General features: G+C 35.9%; 22 protein-coding genes. 16 read left to right on the top strand and 6 right to left on the bottom strand.

Annotated elements, in window-relative coordinates:
• The first annotated feature begins 264 nt into the window (after window positions 1-264).
• Together EPI11_RS15210 and EPI11_RS19010 are read left to right on the top strand one after the other, a co-directional pair.
• Entirely contained in the window at window positions 265-1,326 is a 1,062-nt protein-coding gene (locus EPI11_RS15210; protein ID WP_164879185.1) for a T9SS type A sorting domain-containing protein, read from the top strand.
• A 391-nt stretch (window positions 1,327-1,717) separates the two neighbouring features.
• A complete protein-coding gene (locus EPI11_RS19010) occupies window positions 1,718-2,341 on the top strand; it encodes a hypothetical protein (protein ID WP_164879184.1) in 624 nt (207 codons plus the stop codon).
• Window positions 2,342-2,386: 45 nt separating this feature from the next.
• Here EPI11_RS19010 and EPI11_RS15195 read toward each other — a convergent pair whose 3' ends face one another.
• The gene (locus tag EPI11_RS15195) at window positions 2,387-3,253 is read right to left on the bottom strand and encodes a cupin-like domain-containing protein (RefSeq protein ID WP_128390839.1); all 867 of its coding nucleotides are present in this window, start codon (window positions 3,251-3,253) and stop codon (window positions 2,387-2,389) included.
• A 195-nt stretch (window positions 3,254-3,448) separates the two neighbouring features.
• Complete coding sequence (locus EPI11_RS15190) at window positions 3,449-3,607, bottom strand: lmo0937 family membrane protein (protein ID WP_128390838.1); 159 nt, start codon at window positions 3,605-3,607, stop codon at window positions 3,449-3,451.
• Between the two features lie 183 nt (window positions 3,608-3,790).
• On the opposite strand from EPI11_RS15190, the gene EPI11_RS15185 reads away from it, so the two are divergent.
• On the top strand, window positions 3,791-5,137 hold the full coding sequence (locus EPI11_RS15185) for an FAD-dependent oxidoreductase (RefSeq protein WP_128390837.1): 1,347 nt from the start codon (window positions 3,791-3,793) through the stop codon (window positions 5,135-5,137).
• A 22-nt stretch (window positions 5,138-5,159) separates the two neighbouring features.
• On the opposite strand, the gene EPI11_RS15180 is transcribed toward EPI11_RS15185, so the two are convergent.
• Entirely contained in the window at window positions 5,160-5,528 is a 369-nt protein-coding gene (locus EPI11_RS15180) for a DMT family protein (protein WP_128390836.1), read from the bottom strand.
• Between the two features lie 424 nt (window positions 5,529-5,952).
• On the opposite strand from EPI11_RS15180, the gene EPI11_RS15175 reads away from it, so the two are divergent.
• The 9 genes from EPI11_RS15175 (at window position 5,953) to EPI11_RS15130 (ending at window position 13,526) form a co-directional block, all read left to right on the top strand.
• Window positions 5,953-6,813 (top strand): MotA/TolQ/ExbB proton channel family protein, encoded by an 861-nt coding sequence (locus EPI11_RS15175; protein ID WP_128390835.1) that lies wholly within the window; start codon window positions 5,953-5,955, stop codon window positions 6,811-6,813.
• 91 nt (window positions 6,814-6,904) lie between these two features.
• Window positions 6,905-7,555, top strand: coding sequence for an ExbD/TolR family protein (locus tag EPI11_RS15170; protein ID WP_128390834.1), 651 nt, complete (start codon window positions 6,905-6,907; stop codon window positions 7,553-7,555).
• Between the two features lie 19 nt (window positions 7,556-7,574).
• Complete coding sequence (locus EPI11_RS15165; RefSeq protein ID WP_128390833.1) at window positions 7,575-8,132, top strand: ExbD/TolR family protein; 558 nt, start codon at window positions 7,575-7,577, stop codon at window positions 8,130-8,132.
• A 30-nt stretch (window positions 8,133-8,162) separates the two neighbouring features.
• A complete protein-coding gene (locus EPI11_RS15160; protein ID WP_128390832.1) occupies window positions 8,163-8,990 on the top strand; it encodes an energy transducer TonB in 828 nt (275 codons plus the stop codon).
• Between the two features lie 247 nt (window positions 8,991-9,237).
• Window positions 9,238-9,648, top strand: coding sequence for an energy transducer TonB (locus tag EPI11_RS15150; RefSeq protein WP_128390830.1), 411 nt, complete (start codon window positions 9,238-9,240; stop codon window positions 9,646-9,648).
• Between the two features lie 3 nt (window positions 9,649-9,651).
• On the top strand, window positions 9,652-10,584 hold the full coding sequence (locus EPI11_RS15145) for a PstS family phosphate ABC transporter substrate-binding protein (RefSeq protein ID WP_128390829.1): 933 nt from the start codon (window positions 9,652-9,654) through the stop codon (window positions 10,582-10,584).
• Window positions 10,585-10,615: 31 nt separating this feature from the next.
• The gene (locus EPI11_RS15140) at window positions 10,616-12,310 is read left to right on the top strand and encodes a tetratricopeptide repeat protein (RefSeq protein WP_128390828.1); all 1,695 of its coding nucleotides are present in this window, start codon (window positions 10,616-10,618) and stop codon (window positions 12,308-12,310) included.
• 106 nt (window positions 12,311-12,416) lie between these two features.
• Complete coding sequence (locus EPI11_RS15135) at window positions 12,417-13,049, top strand: 7-carboxy-7-deazaguanine synthase QueE (RefSeq protein WP_128390827.1); 633 nt, start codon at window positions 12,417-12,419, stop codon at window positions 13,047-13,049.
• 72 nt (window positions 13,050-13,121) lie between these two features.
• Window positions 13,122-13,526, top strand: a complete 405-nt coding sequence (locus EPI11_RS15130) for a DUF2059 domain-containing protein (protein ID WP_128390826.1) — start codon at window positions 13,122-13,124, stop codon at window positions 13,524-13,526.
• A 54-nt stretch (window positions 13,527-13,580) separates the two neighbouring features.
• Here EPI11_RS15130 and EPI11_RS15125 read toward each other — a convergent pair whose 3' ends face one another.
• The gene (locus EPI11_RS15125) at window positions 13,581-14,288 is read right to left on the bottom strand and encodes a class I SAM-dependent methyltransferase (protein WP_128390825.1); all 708 of its coding nucleotides are present in this window, start codon (window positions 14,286-14,288) and stop codon (window positions 13,581-13,583) included.
• Window positions 14,289-14,330: 42 nt separating this feature from the next.
• Between EPI11_RS15125 and EPI11_RS15120 the strand changes: the two genes are divergently transcribed.
• The 3 genes from EPI11_RS15120 to EPI11_RS15110 are packed head-to-tail and all read left to right on the top strand — an operon-like array spanning window position 14,331 to window position 15,463.
• Complete coding sequence (locus EPI11_RS15120; protein ID WP_128390824.1) at window positions 14,331-14,822, top strand: YkgJ family cysteine cluster protein; 492 nt, start codon at window positions 14,331-14,333, stop codon at window positions 14,820-14,822.
• Window positions 14,823-14,842: 20 nt separating this feature from the next.
• Window positions 14,843-15,208: a VOC family protein gene (locus EPI11_RS15115; protein ID WP_128390823.1), complete on the top strand. Its 366-nt coding sequence runs from the start codon at window positions 14,843-14,845 to the stop codon at window positions 15,206-15,208.
• 9 nt (window positions 15,209-15,217) lie between these two features.
• On the top strand, window positions 15,218-15,463 hold the full coding sequence (locus tag EPI11_RS15110) for a hypothetical protein (protein ID WP_128390822.1): 246 nt from the start codon (window positions 15,218-15,220) through the stop codon (window positions 15,461-15,463).
• Here EPI11_RS15110 and EPI11_RS15105 read toward each other — a convergent pair.
• Window positions 15,460-15,672, bottom strand: a complete 213-nt coding sequence (locus EPI11_RS15105; protein ID WP_128390821.1) for a hypothetical protein — start codon at window positions 15,670-15,672, stop codon at window positions 15,460-15,462. The two genes, EPI11_RS15110 and EPI11_RS15105, sit on opposite strands and share 4 nt — an antisense overlap.
• A 94-nt stretch (window positions 15,673-15,766) precedes the next feature.
• On the bottom strand, window positions 15,767-17,041 hold the full coding sequence (locus EPI11_RS15100; protein WP_128390820.1) for an exo-beta-N-acetylmuramidase NamZ family protein: 1,275 nt from the start codon (window positions 17,039-17,041) through the stop codon (window positions 15,767-15,769).
• Window positions 17,042-17,047: 6 nt separating this feature from the next.
• Here EPI11_RS15100 and EPI11_RS15095 point away from each other — a divergent pair, with 6 nt between their 5' ends.
• The gene (locus EPI11_RS15095; protein WP_128390819.1) at window positions 17,048-18,283 is read left to right on the top strand and encodes an ABC transporter permease; all 1,236 of its coding nucleotides are present in this window, start codon (window positions 17,048-17,050) and stop codon (window positions 18,281-18,283) included.
• Window positions 18,284-18,761: the final 478 nt, after the last annotated feature.

The following is an 18,761-nucleotide window of genomic DNA, read 5'->3' as shown; positions in this document are numbered from 1 at the left end:
TGTTGCGTAATTATAGTATTTAATAATTCAATTTTCTTTTTGAGAATACTTCAGGAAACATGATTTAGAAAATTTATTTAAATGCTTTTTTTCGACCACTTTAAGCATTTTATGAACCTTTTACATGTGCTGTTACTCCATCATCTTTGTATTTATAAATTAATTAAGATCCAGTTGTATTATGTAGCATAAACATGTGTTTAGCGGTATTGTAATATAAGGAAGATCAAACACATGTTTTTTAATAACAAATACTTTATTACTATGAAAAAATTTTTACTATCAGCTGTTTTTGCATCTTGCTTTATAACGGCAAATGCTCAAGAGCTACAGGCATTCAATTTTAATGATCTAACAGTAGGTAATGTTACCACAGACATTGCCGGTACAGCAGCAGGACAGGGGTTACTTTATTTAGTATCGGCAAATGGTGCAGCTCCTACTACAAGTACAAATGCAAATGTTTCTAATGCCCAAATCGTTAGTACAGGAGGAGCAAATCTTAAAACCCTAAAAATAGATGGACCGGACGGAGATAAAGGCGGCAGGTTTTTATATAAAAAAGATGCTTTACCAACAGCATGGATAGGAAGAACTGCAGGAAATAACACGATAGAAATTGAATTTGAGATCAATCCGGGTGGAGCAACGACAAGCGTTAACGATTTTGGAGTATATGTATATAATGCTGATGCTACAAAAGTTTTAGTTGGAGTATCAGTTAAGGCGTCAACAAAAGTACTATCTATTGTTGGATACTCTACACCTACAGGACAACCGGTGGGTAACTATAATTATACATTTGGAACGCAGGCCGATCCGGTTAAATTGCCGGCTGACCAATGGAGCAAAATAAAAATATCTTTTAATAAAACAACCGGAGAAATGAAAATTATAGCACCGGGACTTCCTGCAGCAGGTAATGTTGTTCCTGGTAGTGCTGCTGGACTAGATCCGGATGAAGTAGACGTTGTAAGTTTTGCAGGTAGTAGAACCGGTGCAATAAATGCTGCTTCGGCAACTATGCATTTTGATAATATTGTTGTAAAAGCGGTTGGCGGTACTACAGGTAAAGAAGATTTTGCAGCAAACAGTTTCTCAGTATACCCTAACCCTGCAAACGATATATTGAACATTGATAATACCGTTAATGCCTTAATGCAGGATATTAGTATTGTTGATATGAACGGACGTACTGTAAAGACTGTAAAATTAAATGGTGAGTCTTCGGTTAAAGTTACTATTTCTGACCTGACTACAGGTATCTACATGATGAACATCCAATCTGATAAAGGTGCAATAACTAAGAAGATCATTAAAAACTAATTCATTTTAGATTTAAGAATCAGTTTTTATTTTTTGTGTTAACTGAGCTATCGAACTGTTGTTATTGTGTTTTTTTCATGATAAAAATTAATAGCGTTAAACAGCAGCTTCGATAGTATCATTATTATTAGTTTTATATTTGTATTAATCCAGATAGTAATAAGGCACTACTTATTATTATTTGGATTTTTTTTGTTTAGAATCACCGTTGTTTCTCAGCAGGATTTATTACGACTTATTTTTATATAGAAAAACTTAACATTGGCGCATTCTTTAATAATGTATTTTTACTAATAATAACTTTACAATCAGTTAACTATTTAGAAACAGTGAAGTAGGGTTAGTGTAGTTCCGCAATTAAAGACCATTCTATAAATTAATTAAAATTAGTATGACAGAACCTATTAAGAAAACTCCAGAACCGACTTCTGAAGGTCAGGCCGGCAGTAAAGAAATAGAAAAACAAGTTTTAAATGATACTGCCCCTGTTGAAAAACCGGCAGAGAAACCTAAACCACCTGTACGCAAGCCACGACCTGCAGCAGGAACAACAGCAAAACCGGCCAGCGCAACAACCACGGCTGCAAAACCGAGTCCTTCCAGAACTGCTGCTGCAAAAACTACTACAGCAAAGCCTGTAGCAGCTAAACCTGCACAACCAGCAGTAAAGAAACCAGCAGAAACGGCAAAAGCACCTGCTAAAGAAGTGACTGAGATTAAAGAACCTAAAGGAATTAAAACTGAGGGGACTGAGATTGGAGTTGAAGGAGATTTAAAAACTAACCAAAAGAAAACTAAAAAGATGAAGGACAAAGAAAAAGCAAAAAAAGAAAAGGATAAGAAAAAAGCCAAGCTAAAAGAGAAAAAGGATAAGGAGAAAGCAAAAAAAGCAAAGGCTAAAAAGAAAGATAAAGAGAAAAAACAAAAAGCAAAAGATAAGGCGAAAGCTAAAAAGAAAGAGAAAGCAAAGAAAAAAGCCAAAGCAAAAAAGAAGGCTAAAGCAAAGAAAAAATAGATTTTTGATAAAAAAGAAGCGCACCCGTAAAGATGCGCTTCTTTTTTATTTTTTAAGTAAGGCGTTTGTTCTTCGGATGGATTCTTCATCCTTATAATCTAACCAAGCCTGGCCTTTGCGCTTTCGCATCCAGTTATCATAATAGCGTATAATGGCTACGTTTGCAAAACCTTTAATTAAATTTGAAGGTCTTCCGGCCAAAGAACGAAGACTTAATGAAAAACCGGGTGTTAAGTACTTCATATAATGCCACCATCCTTCGGGCATATAAAGCATCTCACCGTGCTGTAAGTTGGTAATGTAAGGTTTAACCATTTTTAGGGCAGGGAATTTTTCAAAATCAGGATCATCAAAATTAATGTCTTCATTGCATATCCATGAATAGGGAAGACGATACATGTACTTTGTTTCTTTAGGATCTACCAGTACACATTGCTTTTTTCCTTCAAAATGAAAATGGAAGATATTAGGGAAATCAATGTCATAGTGCATGAACACTTTTGCCTCCTGACCGCCAAAGAATACTAACGGTAAGTTTTTGAGTAATCGAAGTCCCAGGTCCGGCCATTTCATGTCGTTTTTCATTGAAGGTACATCTTTCATTAGGTTATAAAGAAAAATACGCAGGTCGGTAGGGCCTTTTTCTAAGATGTCAATGTATTCAGACATTGTCATGGTGAAATCGGGTTCATTTACCTTTTTCGTATAATCTGTTTTCCGGCTGTCATATAATGGAACAGTTTTATCTCCGGCAACTTCCCTTAAAAAATCAAAATTCCATTTAGTAAAAGCGGGCCAGTCATCAATTTGGTTTGTAATAACTACAGGTTTTTGAGGCTTGTAATAATTCTCTATAAATTCTTTTTTTGTGAGTTTTTCGACTCTTTCAATTTCTATATATTCAAAAGCCATAATGTAAAGTGCTAAATTAACCAACAGTAATTTTAGGAGTTGTTTATTTTACAAATGCACCAGAAGGGTACTTCTAGATGCCTCGATAAACTGATACACCTTTAAACAAAGTACGGAAAAAATTAGCACTGTTAAATAAAAAAACCCTTAATATTAAGGGTTTTGTTTTTGGGTAGTTTCAATAGTGCTTTTAAGCTAGGGTCTCCTGCCTACAGCAAGTCTATATAGGATTCCTATAATTGCTAATACTAATAGGATATGAATTAAAGCACCTACAGATTCACCAAAACCAAAATATCCTACTAGCCATCCAATAAGTAGTATAACGACGATTAACCAGACTAAATCTCTCATAATGTAAATTTTTAAATAGTTAGTGAGTTAAAATTACTTCTTTAAGAGCAAGTGTGTTAATTAATTAAGAATCCTTTAATACCCAAAATTTTCTTAATAAAACAGGTCGTTAAATAAATAGCTAAAATCAGGGCTAGCTGTATATTAATTAAGTATTTTTGTACTGTTTATAGAACAATTTTCATGCAAACTCCCTTAAAAATTGCAGTTGTTGGTTCCGGTCTAGTCGGATCACTACTCGCGATATACCTCAAAAGAGCAGGGCACTCGGTTCATGTATATGATCGTAGTCCTGACATCAGAACCATTCAATTTTCCGGAAGATCAATAAATCTCGCCATGTCACATCGTGGTTGGCGTGCTCTGGATGATATGGGCCTGTCAGAAGAAATTCGCGAAATGGCGATACCGATGGATAAAAGGGCAATCCACCTTGTTGGGCAGCCGCTCAACTATCAGCCTTATGGCAATGAAGGGGAGAGTATCTATTCGATATCAAGAGGACTGCTTAACCGCAAAATGGTTTCTTTGGCTGAAGCCGAAGGTGTGGAGTTCTTTTTTGAAACCAAGGTTTGGGATGTAACACTTGCTGATGCGACACTGCACACAGGAGAAACAGAACAGGGCGCATGGGATGATAGAGGTTATGATATGGTTTTTGGGGCAGATGGTGCTTTTTCAAGAATACGCCACAGAATGCAGCGCCAAAACATGTTTAATTATTCTCAGGAGTTCTTGAATACAGGATATAAGGAGTTAAATATTCCGGCAAATCCGGATGGAACTCATAAGCTGGATAAAAACTCCCTTCATATATGGCCGCGTCAGGATTTCATGCTTATAGCACTGCCTAATCTTGATGGTAGTTTTACCTGTACCTTATTTATGCCGTTTGAAGGAGAGAACTCTTTCGAGTCATTAAAAGATAAAGATACTCTTAAAGCATTTTTTGCTGAATATTTTCCTTCTACAGTCGATGTAATACCTATGTTGGTTGAAGATTTCTTTAAAAATCCTACCAGTACACTGGTTACCATGAAATGTTACCCATGGACGTATGAAGATAAAGTTGCACTAATAGGAGATGCCAGCCATGCTATTGTACCTTTTTATGGTCATGGTATGAACGCAGGCTTTGAAGATATAACAATACTTAACCAATTAATGGGTGAGTATGGCGACGACTGGAAAACCATATTTAAAGAATATGAAAAAAGCCGTAAGCCAAATGCCGATGCCATAGCAGAGCTGTCGTATCGCAATTTTATGGAAATGAGGTCTAAAACAGCCGATGCCAAATTTTTACTGCAAAAGAAGATCGAAAAGCGCTTCTCTGAAAAGTATCCTGAAAAATGGCTTCCTTTATATAGTAGAGTAACCTTTAGTTATAGGCCTTATTCTGAAGCGCTGGCTATTGGCGACCGTCAAAAAGCTATCATGGACGAGGTAATGCTTATGCATGACATCGATAAAAAATGGGATAGCGCCGAAGTAGATAATAAAATACTGGAGCTGCTCGATACACCTTAATAATATATATAATGCTTGCTGTTTATTTCTTAAAGATAAAATAAACAGCAAGTACTAAAAATGAGAACCCAACAGCATGGTTCCATTTAAACGTTTCGTTCTTAAAGAACAGAAGCGAGAAAATGGTAAATACAATAAGTGTAATAACTTCCTGTATTACTTTTAACTGCATTAGTGTAAAAGGTCCTCCATTTTCTTTAAACCCTATTTTATTTGCCGGAACCTGAAAAAAGTATTCAAATAGAGCTAATCCCCAGCTGATGAGTATAATGGATATTAATCCCAGGTTTTCAAACCATTTTAAGTCTTTAAACTTTAAATGGCCGTACCACGCAAGCGTCATAAATATATTTGACAATACAAGAAGTCCTATGGTCGTTATTGCTTTCATAGCGTTAAAATGATTTTTTGAACATATAAACGTTTTCTCTGTACGAAATTACTGCAACTGGTTGCGGTTTATTAATGTTTATTAAAAAAATAAGGCTAAAAACCACAACATAAAATAATTTGGAATGCCTGCACAATAAATGTTGCTGTTTTATGTTATTTATACGTAATCTATATTAAAATCAAATAATTTACAAAAAATTATAGTTTTGAGTTTAAAAAAATGGATATTGTATAAGCAAAATCTTTAAATGAGGGATTTCCTGTAGTTTATGATTGCAATAAATTAATGTTAAGAATTGATAAAAGAAATCATTTTATTTTTTTTTATGCCTTAATGGTATAAATTTGCGACTCTTATACAAAAGAAATTTTAACAATAAGAAACTATTATTAAAAAATCAGAAACTTAATTTTTAAAAAAAATGGCAAACGCATCTATTCAGAATGTTGAAAAAAAAGGTGATTCTAAAGGGTCTAACGTATTCGCAGGATTAGCTATCGTAGCATGTTTAATCGTAGGATTCCTTGTATGGAAGTTCATCATGGGAGCTTCTTCCAATTTTCAAAATGCAAAGGAAATGATTGAGAAAGGGGCCGAAGCCGGGCACCCAGTAGTAGGAAACTATCTTGGAATGGTTTATAAAGGAGGGTATGTGGTACCTGTGTTAATGGGACTTTTACTTATGTCTATCGTATTCTCATTTGAGCGTTTCTTTGTTATCAGCAAAGCATCAGGTAAAGGAGACGTAGAGTCTTTCTTAAGAAAAGTACAAGGACAAATCAGTACTGGTAACATCAACGAAGCAATAGTAGAGTGCGATAAACAGCAAGGTACTGTAGCTAACGTTGTTAGAGCTGGTTTATTAAAATATGAAGAGGTTAAAAGAGAAGGTTTTGACAGTGAAAGAGCTGAAGCTGCTATCCAGCAGGAAATTGAGCAGGCTACTTCATTAGAAATGCCAATGCTTGAGAAAAACCTTGTTGTTATATCTACACTTGTATCTGTTGGTACACTTATGGGTCTTCTAGGTACGGTAACAGGTATGATCAAGGCGTTCTCTGCTCTTGGAGCTGGAACTACTCCTGACTCTGCTCAGCTTGCAAATGGTATCTCTGAAGCACTTATCAACACTGCTACAGGTATTGGAACTTCTACAGTTGCAATTATCGCTTATAACTTATTTACGTCTAAAATTGACAAGCTTACTTACTCTATTGATGAGGCTGGTTTCACGATTGTACAAACGTACAGACGTTTCAGGTCTCGTGCCAACAATGCATAATCAGTAGATAGAAGTATAATAATATATGAAGTTTGAAAGTGTATTTCTCAAAATACACTTTCAGGTTATCATAAGCTAATAAAAATCAATAATGGCTAAAGTTAAAATATCAAAGAAGAGCACCAGGATAGACATGACCGCAATGTGCGACGTGGCATTCCTTTTGCTTTCATTCTTTATTATGACTGCTACTGCAAAACAGCCTGAGCCTAAACCGGTAGATGCACCTGCTTCTACAGTACTTGAAAAGCTGCCTGAAGAAGGTGTTGCTACAATCACTGTTGGAGATAAAGAAGTGTTCTTTACTATACCGGGCGCAGATGTGAGAAAGAAAACGCTTGAGCGTATTTCTGCACAGTACAAAGTAGCTTTCACTGAAGACGAATATAAAACGTTTTCTACTATGGAAGGTTTCGGTGTTCCGTTGAACCAGCTTAAAGGCTTGTTGAAACTTAATGCTGAAGAAAGAAATAAAGAAGGTGTTCAAAAAGGTATACCTTATGACTCTATAAACAATGAATTAACCAATTGGGTTAAATTTGCAAGGGAAGCTGAAAAAGAAGTACTTGACGAGAAAATTGCTAATGGAGAAAAAGATGTAGTATACAAAGATCTTGATATCGCTATAAAAGGTGATGCTAAAGAAGATTATACTACTATCAAAAGAATAATTGATATTCTTCAGGAGCAAAAGAAAAACAGGTTCTTCCTTGTGACCGGTTTAAGAGACAAAAATTTTTAATTTTATAAAATAATATAAAATGGCAGAATTAAATACCGGCGAGGGCAAAAAAGGCGGCGGCAAGGTAAGAAGTAAGAAATCGAACCCGGGAGTAGATTTAACAGCGATGGTAGATTTGGCATTCCTTTTGATTACTTTCTTCATGCTTACCACTACGTTGTCAAAGCCGCAGTCGATGCCGCTTGCAATGCCGGATAAAGCAAAGGACGATACTCCTACGACAAAAATCCCTGAAGAGCGAATGATGACCATTCTTATCGGTAAGGATAATAAGATCCTTTGGTATATGGGTAAGTTTGAGACGCCAATAATACCGCCTACAGAAGCGGTATATGGTAAAAATGGCATAAGAAAAGACCTGCTTAAACAAATTGAGTATGGTAAGGCTATCGCTAAAAGAGATGGCTTTAAAGATGGTGAAGGGCTTATTGTAAATATTAAAGCAAGTGATAAGGCTAACTACCGTAACCTTGTGGATATATTAGACGAAATGGCAATTACACATCCGCAGCTGTATGCTATTGGTGATATTACGCCTGGAGAAATTGACTTGTTAACTAAGACTGGATTATACTAATCCATCTTATTTAATATAAAAACTATAATTATGTCAAAACTGAATATATTTAATAGAGAATGGATTGATATGGTCTTTGAAGGCCGTAACAAGAACTATGGAGCTTACCAGCTTCGTTCTGAAAATCCTAAGACTACTATAAAGGCACTTATCATTGGCGCAGCGTTATTCGTTTTTCTTGTAGCATCACCTAAAATCTACGAAATGGTAGAAGGTATTGCATCAAAAGAAAAAGAAGAAAATGTAGATAAGATCATTGAAGTGATCGATCTTCCGCCACCGCCAGACGAGGAGCCGCTTCCACCACCACCACCGGTGGTAGAGCAGCAACAGGCGCCTAAGTCTATTGTTGAGGAAGTAAAGCTTAAGCCGCTTGAAGCAGCTAAGAAAGAAGAAGTGCCGGATGATCCACCGAAACAAGAGCAGTTTAAAGAAGCTGATCCAAGTTCAAGAAATGCAGAAGCAAGTCCTACTGGTGATATCAATATTGGTAAACCGTCAGGAGATCTTGATAAAGGAGTAGAAGCTCCGGATAATACTGTATATACTTCTGCAGGTCTTCAGGTTCAGCCTGAGTTCCCTGGTGGTATCGCAGCTTTCTACAAGTATGTTAATAACAGCTTTAGAATTCCGGAATTAGATCAGAATCTTACCGCTAAGATCCACGTATCTTTCGTTGTAGAAAGAGATGGAAGTCTTACAGCAATTAAGATTTTAAGAGATCCGGGTTACGGATTAGGAAAAGAAGCAGAGCGTGTATTAAAATCGCTTAAAACAAAATGGTCTCCGGGTATTCAAAACGGTAAACCTGTAAGAGCTTCTTACACACTTCCTATTACTATCAACATTAAGTCTTAGTACATAAAGAGATGCTTTCAAGAAAACAATCTCAAGAACCAATACAGAAATCGCCTATACAGCGATTTCTGTTTGTTTTAGGTATAGTGTTTTTCCTAATGTATTTTATATTAGGATTAACGATAATATTCTGGGATCAGATACCATTGACGCTTAGTTATAATGGAAGATTAGCCATGGGAACATTACTTATTGCCTATTCTTTTTTTAGGTTTATAAGGCTGTGGCAAAACAGATAAATATCGCTATGAAAAAGATACTATTTGTATTAGTTGCTTTATTTCCGTTATTGACAAATGCTCAGGAAGTATCGACACCACCTGAAAAGTACGATGGTAAAGTTTATAAAGAATCTAAACTCGACACAAAACCTGAATTCCCGGGAGGTATTGCTGCTTTCTATAAATGTGTAAATACCAATTTTAGGATTCCCGAAATAGAAGGTGGTGGCAACTTCGTAATACCAGTGTCGTTTATTATTGAAATTGATGGATCTATGAGTAATTTTGAAATTCTTAAAGACCCTGGTTTTCAAATGGGAAAAGAAGCTATAAGAGTTTTGAGCAAAGTTGAGAAAAAATGGTCTTCCGGAATAAAGAAAAATAAAGCCGTAAGGTCATTATATACCTTTTCAATTACCATAAATATTAAAGCATAATATATGAATTATTTCAAAAGGACCATCCTGCTTTGTATCTTTGTTATAGGAATGTTTTTTTCCTGTAAAGGAGATAAAACTACTCCGGATGGGAAAGCGGTTAACGAAACACTAATTGCAGGGAAAACGAAGGTGCTGGTAGACAATACCGTGCAACCGATTGTGGAAGATGTACTGGCTGTATTTCATAGTGTTTACAGTAGGTCACACGTTACTCAGGTTAACATGACTGAAAATGAAATTATAAATGCATTATTGCAGGACTCTGCTTCTGTAGTGGTTTTGCCAAGGTTGTTAACAGCTCAGGAAGAATCTCATTTTGAGAAATTAGGAATTAAGCCTGAAGTTACACCGTTTGCAACAGATGCTATTGCATTTATTACAAACAAAACAGCTAAAGATACTGTTGTTAATCTTGAAGACGTTTTAAAAGTGCTTAAAGGGAATACATCAGATAAAGTACAAAAACTTGTTTTTGATAATGGAAATTCAAGTACTGTACAGTATCTTTTAAAATTAGCAGGGGTTAAACAAGTACCTTCGCAAAACGTATATTCATTAAAAACGAATGAGGAAGTTATCAAGTATGTTCATGATACTCCTGGAGCAATAGGTATTGTTGGTGTGAACTGGTTGGTACAACCCCCAGTTTCGTTGATGAAATATGTAGACAATATTACCGTTTTAGCTGTGGATAATGTTAAAATTGACAAAGGGCAGAAAAAGTATTATAAACCTACCCAAAGTAATATAGCTACAGGATTATACCCATTAACAAGAAAATTGTATGTGTTAAATTATCGTGGCGGTGATGGCCTAGGCACGGGTTTTGCAATTTACATTAGCTCTCCGGAAGGACAGCGTATAATTTTAAAATCAGGGCTGCTGCCGGTAACCATACCTTCAAGAGAAATAGAAGTTCGCAAAGAACTATAAATTAGTACAAGTAGAATTAAAAAAAATAGAAATGAAAGAATTAAAGTTTTTAGGTTTATCATTATTGTTTTTTGGTGTTGCATCTGCTCAGGATGTAAACGAAGCCAAAAAAGCAATTGATGCCGAACAATACCAAAAAGCAAAAACAATTTTAAAATCATTATTGGCATCATCGCCGGATGAGGGTAAGAATTATTTCCTTTTAGGAGACATCTACCTTAAACAAACAGAAGAAGATTCTGCAGCTATTTATTTTAATAAAGGGAAAGCTGTAAAAAATAATGCCGAATACAATACTATTGGTTTAGGTCATATCGATCTTAACGATGGTAATATTGCTGCTGCTCAGGCAAAATTTGATGCAGTAGAAAAAGATCTTAAGAAAAAAGATATTGAGCAGCTTATATACATTGGCCGTGCTTACATTAATGCAGAGAAGCCGGATTATAAAAAAGCAATTGCTGTACTCAATAAAGCAGTAGCAAAAGATCAAAAATCCGCACAGGCACATCTTAGCCTTGGTGATGCTTACTATGGTGACAGAAACCAAAATGAAGCATATAAAGAATACCGTATTGCTTATGAACTTGACAATACTTTGTTGAGAGCTAAACTGCAATTAGGTGTTATTACAAAAAATACAAGAGCAGCTTTCCCGGAAGCAATAAAAGCATTTGATGCTGTAATTGCTGCAAATCCTAACTACGGACCGGTTTACAGAGAACTTGCTGAAACATACTATATCTGGGGTGTAACAAATCCTGCAAAAAAATCAGAGTACAATACTAAAGCATTAGGATACTATGAGAAATACATGTCGTTAACGGATTATTCACTTAATTCACGTATGAGACATGCTGATTTCCTTTTATTAACTGACGACTATAAAGCACTTGAAGCTGAGGCTTTAAAGATGCAGCAAATGGATAAAGTTAATCCAAGGATACTTCGTTACCTTGCTTATGCTTCTTACGAGAATGGTAAATATGAGGCGAGTTCTAAAGCAATGAACGAATGGATTGCAAAAGCAGATCCTAAACGTATTATTGCAAGAGATTACCTTTACTTAGGTCTTGCTAACCTTGCATCAAGTGTAGGTCAGGATGAAAAAGGTAACACGGTAATAAAAGATCAGGCAACATTTGATGCTGCCATAAACAACATCAAAAAAGCTGCTGAAACAGACATCGCTATTACGAACGAATTTAATGCAGTAGGTCAGAAATTATTCAAACAAAAATTATATGGTCCTGCATCTGTAGTATTTGGAGTAGCTATTACAAATCCTGAAGACAGAAACATGGCTCTTGATAGCTTCTTCTATGCATATTCAGTGTATTTTGATCACGTGAATAAATCACCTGAAGCTCAAAAAGGGAACATTGAAAACCTTAAAAAAGCAGATGCTGCTTTAACGAAGTTAATCGAAATGTCTCCTGATGCATTAGATGCTTATTTATATAAAGCTAAAATAAACAGGTACATCCAGTCTGCGGAGTCATTAAAAACAATGGCTGAAGCATATGATAAGTATATTGAGCTTGTTACAGCTAAAGGTGATGCAGAGATTGCGAAACAGAAAAAGAATTTAATTGATGCTTACTCTAATGCGGGTGCTTACTATGCTGTAATTAACAAGGCAAAAGCTATTGAATATTTTAATAAAACGCTTGCTCTTGATCCAAATGACGAGTATGTTAAAAACGAATTGAAAAGATTAAAATAATCTTATCTTTTAAGAATAATAAAAAACCGATGGCACTGCCGTCGGTTTTTTATTAGCTTATATTTAAGGGATTAATGCGTATCTTTGCGCCCTATTTTGAGATAAAATGTTGAAGAAGGAAATACAGATAGAAGTAGAAAAAGGAGAGATGCTGCCACTGATGGAGGAGTTTTATACCATACAAGGTGAAGGCTACCATACAGGTACTGCAGCATATTTCATTCGCGTAGGCGGATGCGATGTAGGCTGCCATTGGTGTGATGTTAAAGAGAGCTGGAATGCAGAACTGCATCCGCCTACAAGTGCAGATACTATCGTGGCGAATGCTAAAAAGTATGCAAAAACGATTGTAATTACGGGAGGGGAACCTCTTACCTGGAATATGGATCCGCTTACTAATAAGTTAAAAGAGGAAAATCTGAATGTACATATTGAAACTTCAGGAGCTTATCCGCTTTCAGGAACCTGGGATTGGATATGTCTTTCTCCAAAGAAGACAAAACTTCCAACAGAAGAAGTATATGCGCATGCGCACGAGCTAAAAATGATTATTCATAACAAGCACGATTTTATATTTGCGGAAGAGCAGGCGGAAAAAGTAAACGATAATGCCATATTGTTTTTACAGCCCGAATGGAGTAAGAAAGAAGAGATGACACCGCTTATTGTAGACTATGTAATGCAAAATCCTAAATGGAGAGTATCATTACAAACACATAAGTATCTTAATATTCCATAATCATTATAAATATTTAAAGAATACTAATTATATTTACTCCTTTAAATTACAAGTTAACCAAAAATTATTACAATGAAAAAATTATTAGTAGCAGTAGCTTTTATGCTGGTTGCACAAATGGGGATGGCACAGGATGCAGCTTTTAAAGCAGATGCAGTTAAATTTCTTAACATAAGTGGAACAGCTTCGACTTTTGAAATGATGACAAAAGATATCGTTAAAAATGCTCCAGCAGACAAGCAAGCAGCATTTAAAAAAGATCTTGATGTATCTATTCAGGAACTGATCGGTAAAATGGCAGATCTTTACATGACTGAGTTTACACATGACGATATTAAAGCAATGATCAAGTACTATGAAACTCCGGTAGGAAAGAAAGCAGCAGCAAAAACTGGTGTACTATTCGAAAAAGGACAAGTAGTAGGTCAGGAATGGGGAATGGGTCTTCAGTCTATCATGATGAAATACATGGAGTAGTTATATAACGCTCTTTTATATAAGAAATCCCGCCATTGGCGGGATTTTTATTTATTATATAGAAAGTTTTGCTAAATAATCATAATGCTCACCTTCTAAAACAAGTTCACATTGCATTTCATTGGCATGTGCCGCATTTTGCAATGTGTTGTAGTCAATATACATCCAGTCAAAAGGTTCTTCGCTTTCGCCTTTATAGGAGATATTGAAAAATACCTCGCCATAATATTCTGTGTCAGATGGTATCCACTTACCGCCATCTTCATCTTCATCGAACATATAGATAATGTCTGACGAATCTAATAGAATCTGTCCTCCTTCATTCAAAAGAGACTTTAGTTTTAGAAGGAACGGACTCATTTTGGATAGTTTGCCACACATTCCGGCGCCATTCATTAAAAGCAGTATGGTATCGAATTTTTCATTTTTTATTTGCATAACATCCATCGCTACTGCTCTTTTAATACCTCTCAGCTTACAGGCTTCTACAGCACTTGGCGAAATGTCTACAGCAGTAACATCCAGCTGGCGTTCGTTTTGAAGGTACAAGCTATGGCTGCCTGCGCCGCATCCCACATCCAGTACCCTGCCTTTGGCAAGCTGTAAAGCCTTTTGCTCCATTTTCGGCATTTCGGCATACTCCCTGAAAAGGTAGGCTACACTCATTTCATCTTCTTCAGATATAGAGGTTTCAGTAATTAAATTCTCCGGATTATTGCCGGTTTGATAGTCGAGTATTGCTTTTCCAAAAAGGTCTTTCATTTTTTTATACTTTTGCCTGATGATTGATAAATGTACTGCGTGATGGATAAGTTTTTAAAGTTACTTCCAAAGCTTGCCAAAGATAAGCATAACGAAAACAAAAAGTTTTTTGATAAGCTTAAAAAGAAGCCGCCAAAAAACCTGGATTATGTTATGCAGGAACTGCATGATAAAGAATTTAAAAAGACCGACTGCCTTACCTGCGCAAATTGTTGTAAAACGACTGGTCCTCTGTTTACTTTGGCTGATATAGAACGTATAGCAAAACACATGCGTCAAAAACCACAGCAGTTTATAGAAAAATACCTTCGCATTGACGAAGACAGGGATTATGTGCTACAGAGCGTGCCGTGTACGTTTCTGGATAATGAAAATTACTGCATGATATATGACGTTAGGCCAAAAGCCTGTCGTGAGTTTCCGCATACTGACAGAAAGAAGTTCCAGCAGATAACAGATCTTACACTAAAAAATGTTGCCATATGCCCGGCTGCATATAATATAGTTGAAGAAATGAAAAAGAAAATTGTTTAGTTTTACACAAAAATTAAGGTATGGCACAGTTCATCACACTTAAACCTATCATCTATACAAAGCAGTTAAGCGAGACGGTAGCTTTTTATACTACAGTTTTGGGCTTTGAATGTGCTGCTTTTGAAGAAAGCTGGGGTTGGGCGTCTTTGAAAAAAGACAATGTAGAAATTATGGCAGCTTATCCTAACGAACATATACCTTTTAGCGAACCCGCTTTTACAGGCTCTTTATATATTTCTACAGATAATGTTGATGCTTTGTGGGAACAATGGAAAGACAGTTGTAAGGTTTGTTACGAAATTGAAACTTTTGAGTATGGTATGCGCGAGTTTGCCATTTATGATAACAATGGTTATTTACTGCAATTTGGGCAGGAAATAAATTAAACATATTTTATGAAAAAGATCAGTAGATTTTTTATGCTGTTAATAGTGTCTGTAGTAATAGCAATAGGACTTTTTTTTATAAACAGCAGTGTAATTACAACTACCTGGGTAGGTAAAATTGCCGAAATTGGGTTTCTTACGATACCTGTTTTTATCGTAGTAGCTTTATTGTATTATGCAAACAGGGCGCTGGTAAAAACTGTAAAAGGAATTTCAAAGAAAAAGCCTTCCCAGCAGGAAGGCCCAAAAGTTTAAGCAGCAATTTCTTCTTTATTGTGGTTTCTTAATTCTTCCACAACACTGCTTATGCCTTGTATCTTTTCATCAATATATTCCAATAGATTTTCTATGCGGTCTTTTAGGTGAGCAAAGAACTCGATAATGGCTTCAACATAGCCTTTCATCTTTTCTATAAACTGGACGATATATTGTATAATGTTGTCAATTTTTTCTGGAATATTCATGGCTTTATTTTTTACGATTACTATAACCGAAAAGTACAAAACACTATTGATAACCCGAAACACTTTGTCAAAACATTAAGAAAGAAGCCTAAGCTTACTCAGCATAAATAAGGTATTTCTTTCTCATACCTTTAAACTTGGCAATGTCTGGTTCCCAGCTTTTACGAATTTCTGCTTCCGTTTTTCCGCTTTCTATCTGCTGCTGTAATTTAGGAGTTCCTGCAAGCTTGGTAAAAAACGGAATGAAGAATTTAGATTTATCTTCCGTATTAGCGTAGGCTTTTAACAGCCATTTCAATTCAATACGGTTAACTTTTTCTGCTTTCGAAAGATCTTCACCATAACATTCAATGCCATTATAGGTTGGGTCTTTGGCTCCTACGTTTGGTCCCGGAGTAAAAGAAAAATCAAATTTTGCTTTTGGCAAATAAGGAGAACCGTAAATTTGGAATTGCTTATTGGTCCCTCTTCCCATGCTCACATTAGTTCCTTCAAAAAAACAAAGGCTGGCATAAAGGTTTATAGCCTGGTCATTAGGTAGGTTTGGCGACGGTTTTATCGGCAGGCTGTAAGGCATATTCCTGTTGTAATTAGAACACGTAATTACAGTTAGCTTGCAAGGAGTATCATTCGTTGTCCATTTTTCACCATTAATCATTTGAGCATATTCGCCTATCGTCATTCCATGAAGCGTAGGTATCGGGTGCATACCTATAAAGCTTGTATTCCCTTTTTCTAAAATAGGACCGTCAACAATGCCACCATTAGGATTTGGTCTATCCAGAACAATAAGCGGAACGTTATTTTCGGCACATGCCTCTATTATATAATGTAAGGATGAGATATAAGTAAAAAAACGGGCGCCTACATCCTGTAAATCAAAAACAAGAATATCAATTCCTGCAAGTTGTTCAGGTTTCGGTTTTTTATTATTCCCGTATAATGAGATAATAGGAATACCAGTTTTAGTGTCTTTGCCATCTTTAATAAGCTCGCCGGCATCTGCTGTACCACGAAAGCCATGTTCGGGAGCATATATTTTTGTAATGTTTATTTTTTTGTCCAATAAAAAATCAACCAGAGATATTGTTTTGCCTGTTCCTTCAAGTGTAACGATACCTGTTTGGTTGGTAATAACCCCTACTTTTTTGTCTCTTAATAAATGAGCGTAGTTTTTAAAGTTTTCGGCACCGGTTTTTATTTTGTCATCAATAGCTGTTTTATTCTTCAGTGTATCTTCAATAAGTGGTCTATTGTCTGCGATAGCTGGGGTCAGAATAGTCTTTTCCGGCTTTACAGAATTTCCGCAGCCCGCGATAAATATAAATGAGAATAAAACTGTATTTTTGAAAAACGAATAAGATACCATAAGCACTTGAATTTAGAATATTTCATAGCCCGTAGGCTGGTTACTGCAAAGGACCATAAAAGTAGTATATCTGCACCAATTATAAAAATTGCAATCATCGCTATAGCTATAGGGATTATCATGATGGTAATTGCTGTAGCAACAGGTGTTGGACTGCAGGATAAGATACGAGAAAAAGTATCAGCGTTCAATGGGCATGTGATAATCTCCAATTATGACGACAACCAATCAGAGGTCAGTGTCGAGCCCATATCCATACATCAGGATTTTTATCCAACATTTAAAAATGTAGAGGGTATAGAACATGTGCAGGCAGTAGCATCTAAAGCGGGAATTATTCGTACAGAAGATGCTTTCGAGGGTATTGTGTTTAAAGGAGTGGGTAAAGAATACAAATGGGATGTACTTGAAGAGTATATCGTATCGGGAAGAAAACCAAATTTGAAACAAAATCTCAACAATGAAGTCATGCTTTCAGAATATCTGGCAAACAGGCTTCAGCTAAAAGTAGGGGATAAGTTCAATACCTTTTTTATGAAAGAAGAAGGTAATGGTATGCCAAATTTAAGAAGGTTTGAACTGGTGGGTATTTATAATTCCGGTTTTCAGGAATTCGATGCCACTTATCTAATAGGAGATATCCGTCATGTACAGCGTATCAATAAATGGAAACCTGATCAGGTAGGAAGCTTCGAGGTTTTTATTGACGATTTTAGTAAGATAAAAGAAAAAGGAGAAGAGATCTATAAAGCAATACCATCTACGTTAAACAGCGAAACTATAGAGATGAAGTATTTCAATATCTTCGAATGGTTAAAATTGTTCGACTTTAATATTCTTGTTATTATTGTGATCATGGTAATTGTGGCCACTATAAATATGGTAGTGGCATTATTGGTACTTATATTGGAACGTACCCAAATGGTTGGTATGCTAAAAGCATTAGGTGCTACAAACTGGAGCGTTCGCAAAATATTTTTATACAATGCAGCTTACCTTATTATAAAAGGACTTCTTTGGGGTAATGCTATAAGTATCGGATTGCTGTTAATACAAAAGTATTTTGGAGTCATCAAGCTGCCACCAGAAAATTATTATGTAACCGTTGCACCAGTAACCATAGATATTCCTGCAATACTCATTATAAATGTGGGTACAATAATAGTATGTGTAACGTTGCTGCTTATCCCGTCATATATTATTACAAAAATTTCACCAGTTAAAGCACTTCGTTTCGATTAATCAAATAATACTATACCATATAACTAATAGTCCGAAGCATCCCTTCGGGCTTTTTTATTAGTACCTATTATATATTAGCAGTGATCTCCGCGTTTTATTGATAAAGTTCTTTCCCGCTGTTCGCTTTCTCCCTGCCGAAAGGGGCAGGGTATGCCGCTTCCATCGGGGCTTTGAGTAAAAACCAGTCCAAATTGGTAAACAACGCGAAAGACTCTCCTTATATATAAGAGTAAAAAACGAAGCAAAAGCGACAAAACAGCCCTATCCAGGGGATATTCCGCAAAAGTAAAACCCGTACAAAACGGATAACCCTCACAAACCAGCCTTAAACCCGCACTTCCTTCCTAAAACCACCTGTGAAAAGGCAAAAAACTTTCACTCACAAAAAACAGGAATTCAGTGAGTTAGAAATTAAAGTTAAGGAAGTATTAAAAAAAGGTATTTAAAAGCTTGTAGAAGTGGAAAGAGTTGTTACTTT

The sequence above is a fragment of the Flavobacterium cerinum genome (assembly GCF_004028155.1).
GTDB classification, from domain to species: Bacteria; Bacteroidota; Bacteroidia; order Flavobacteriales; family Flavobacteriaceae; genus Flavobacterium; species Flavobacterium cerinum.
This window is presented reverse-complemented; position numbering and strand designations above follow the sequence as displayed.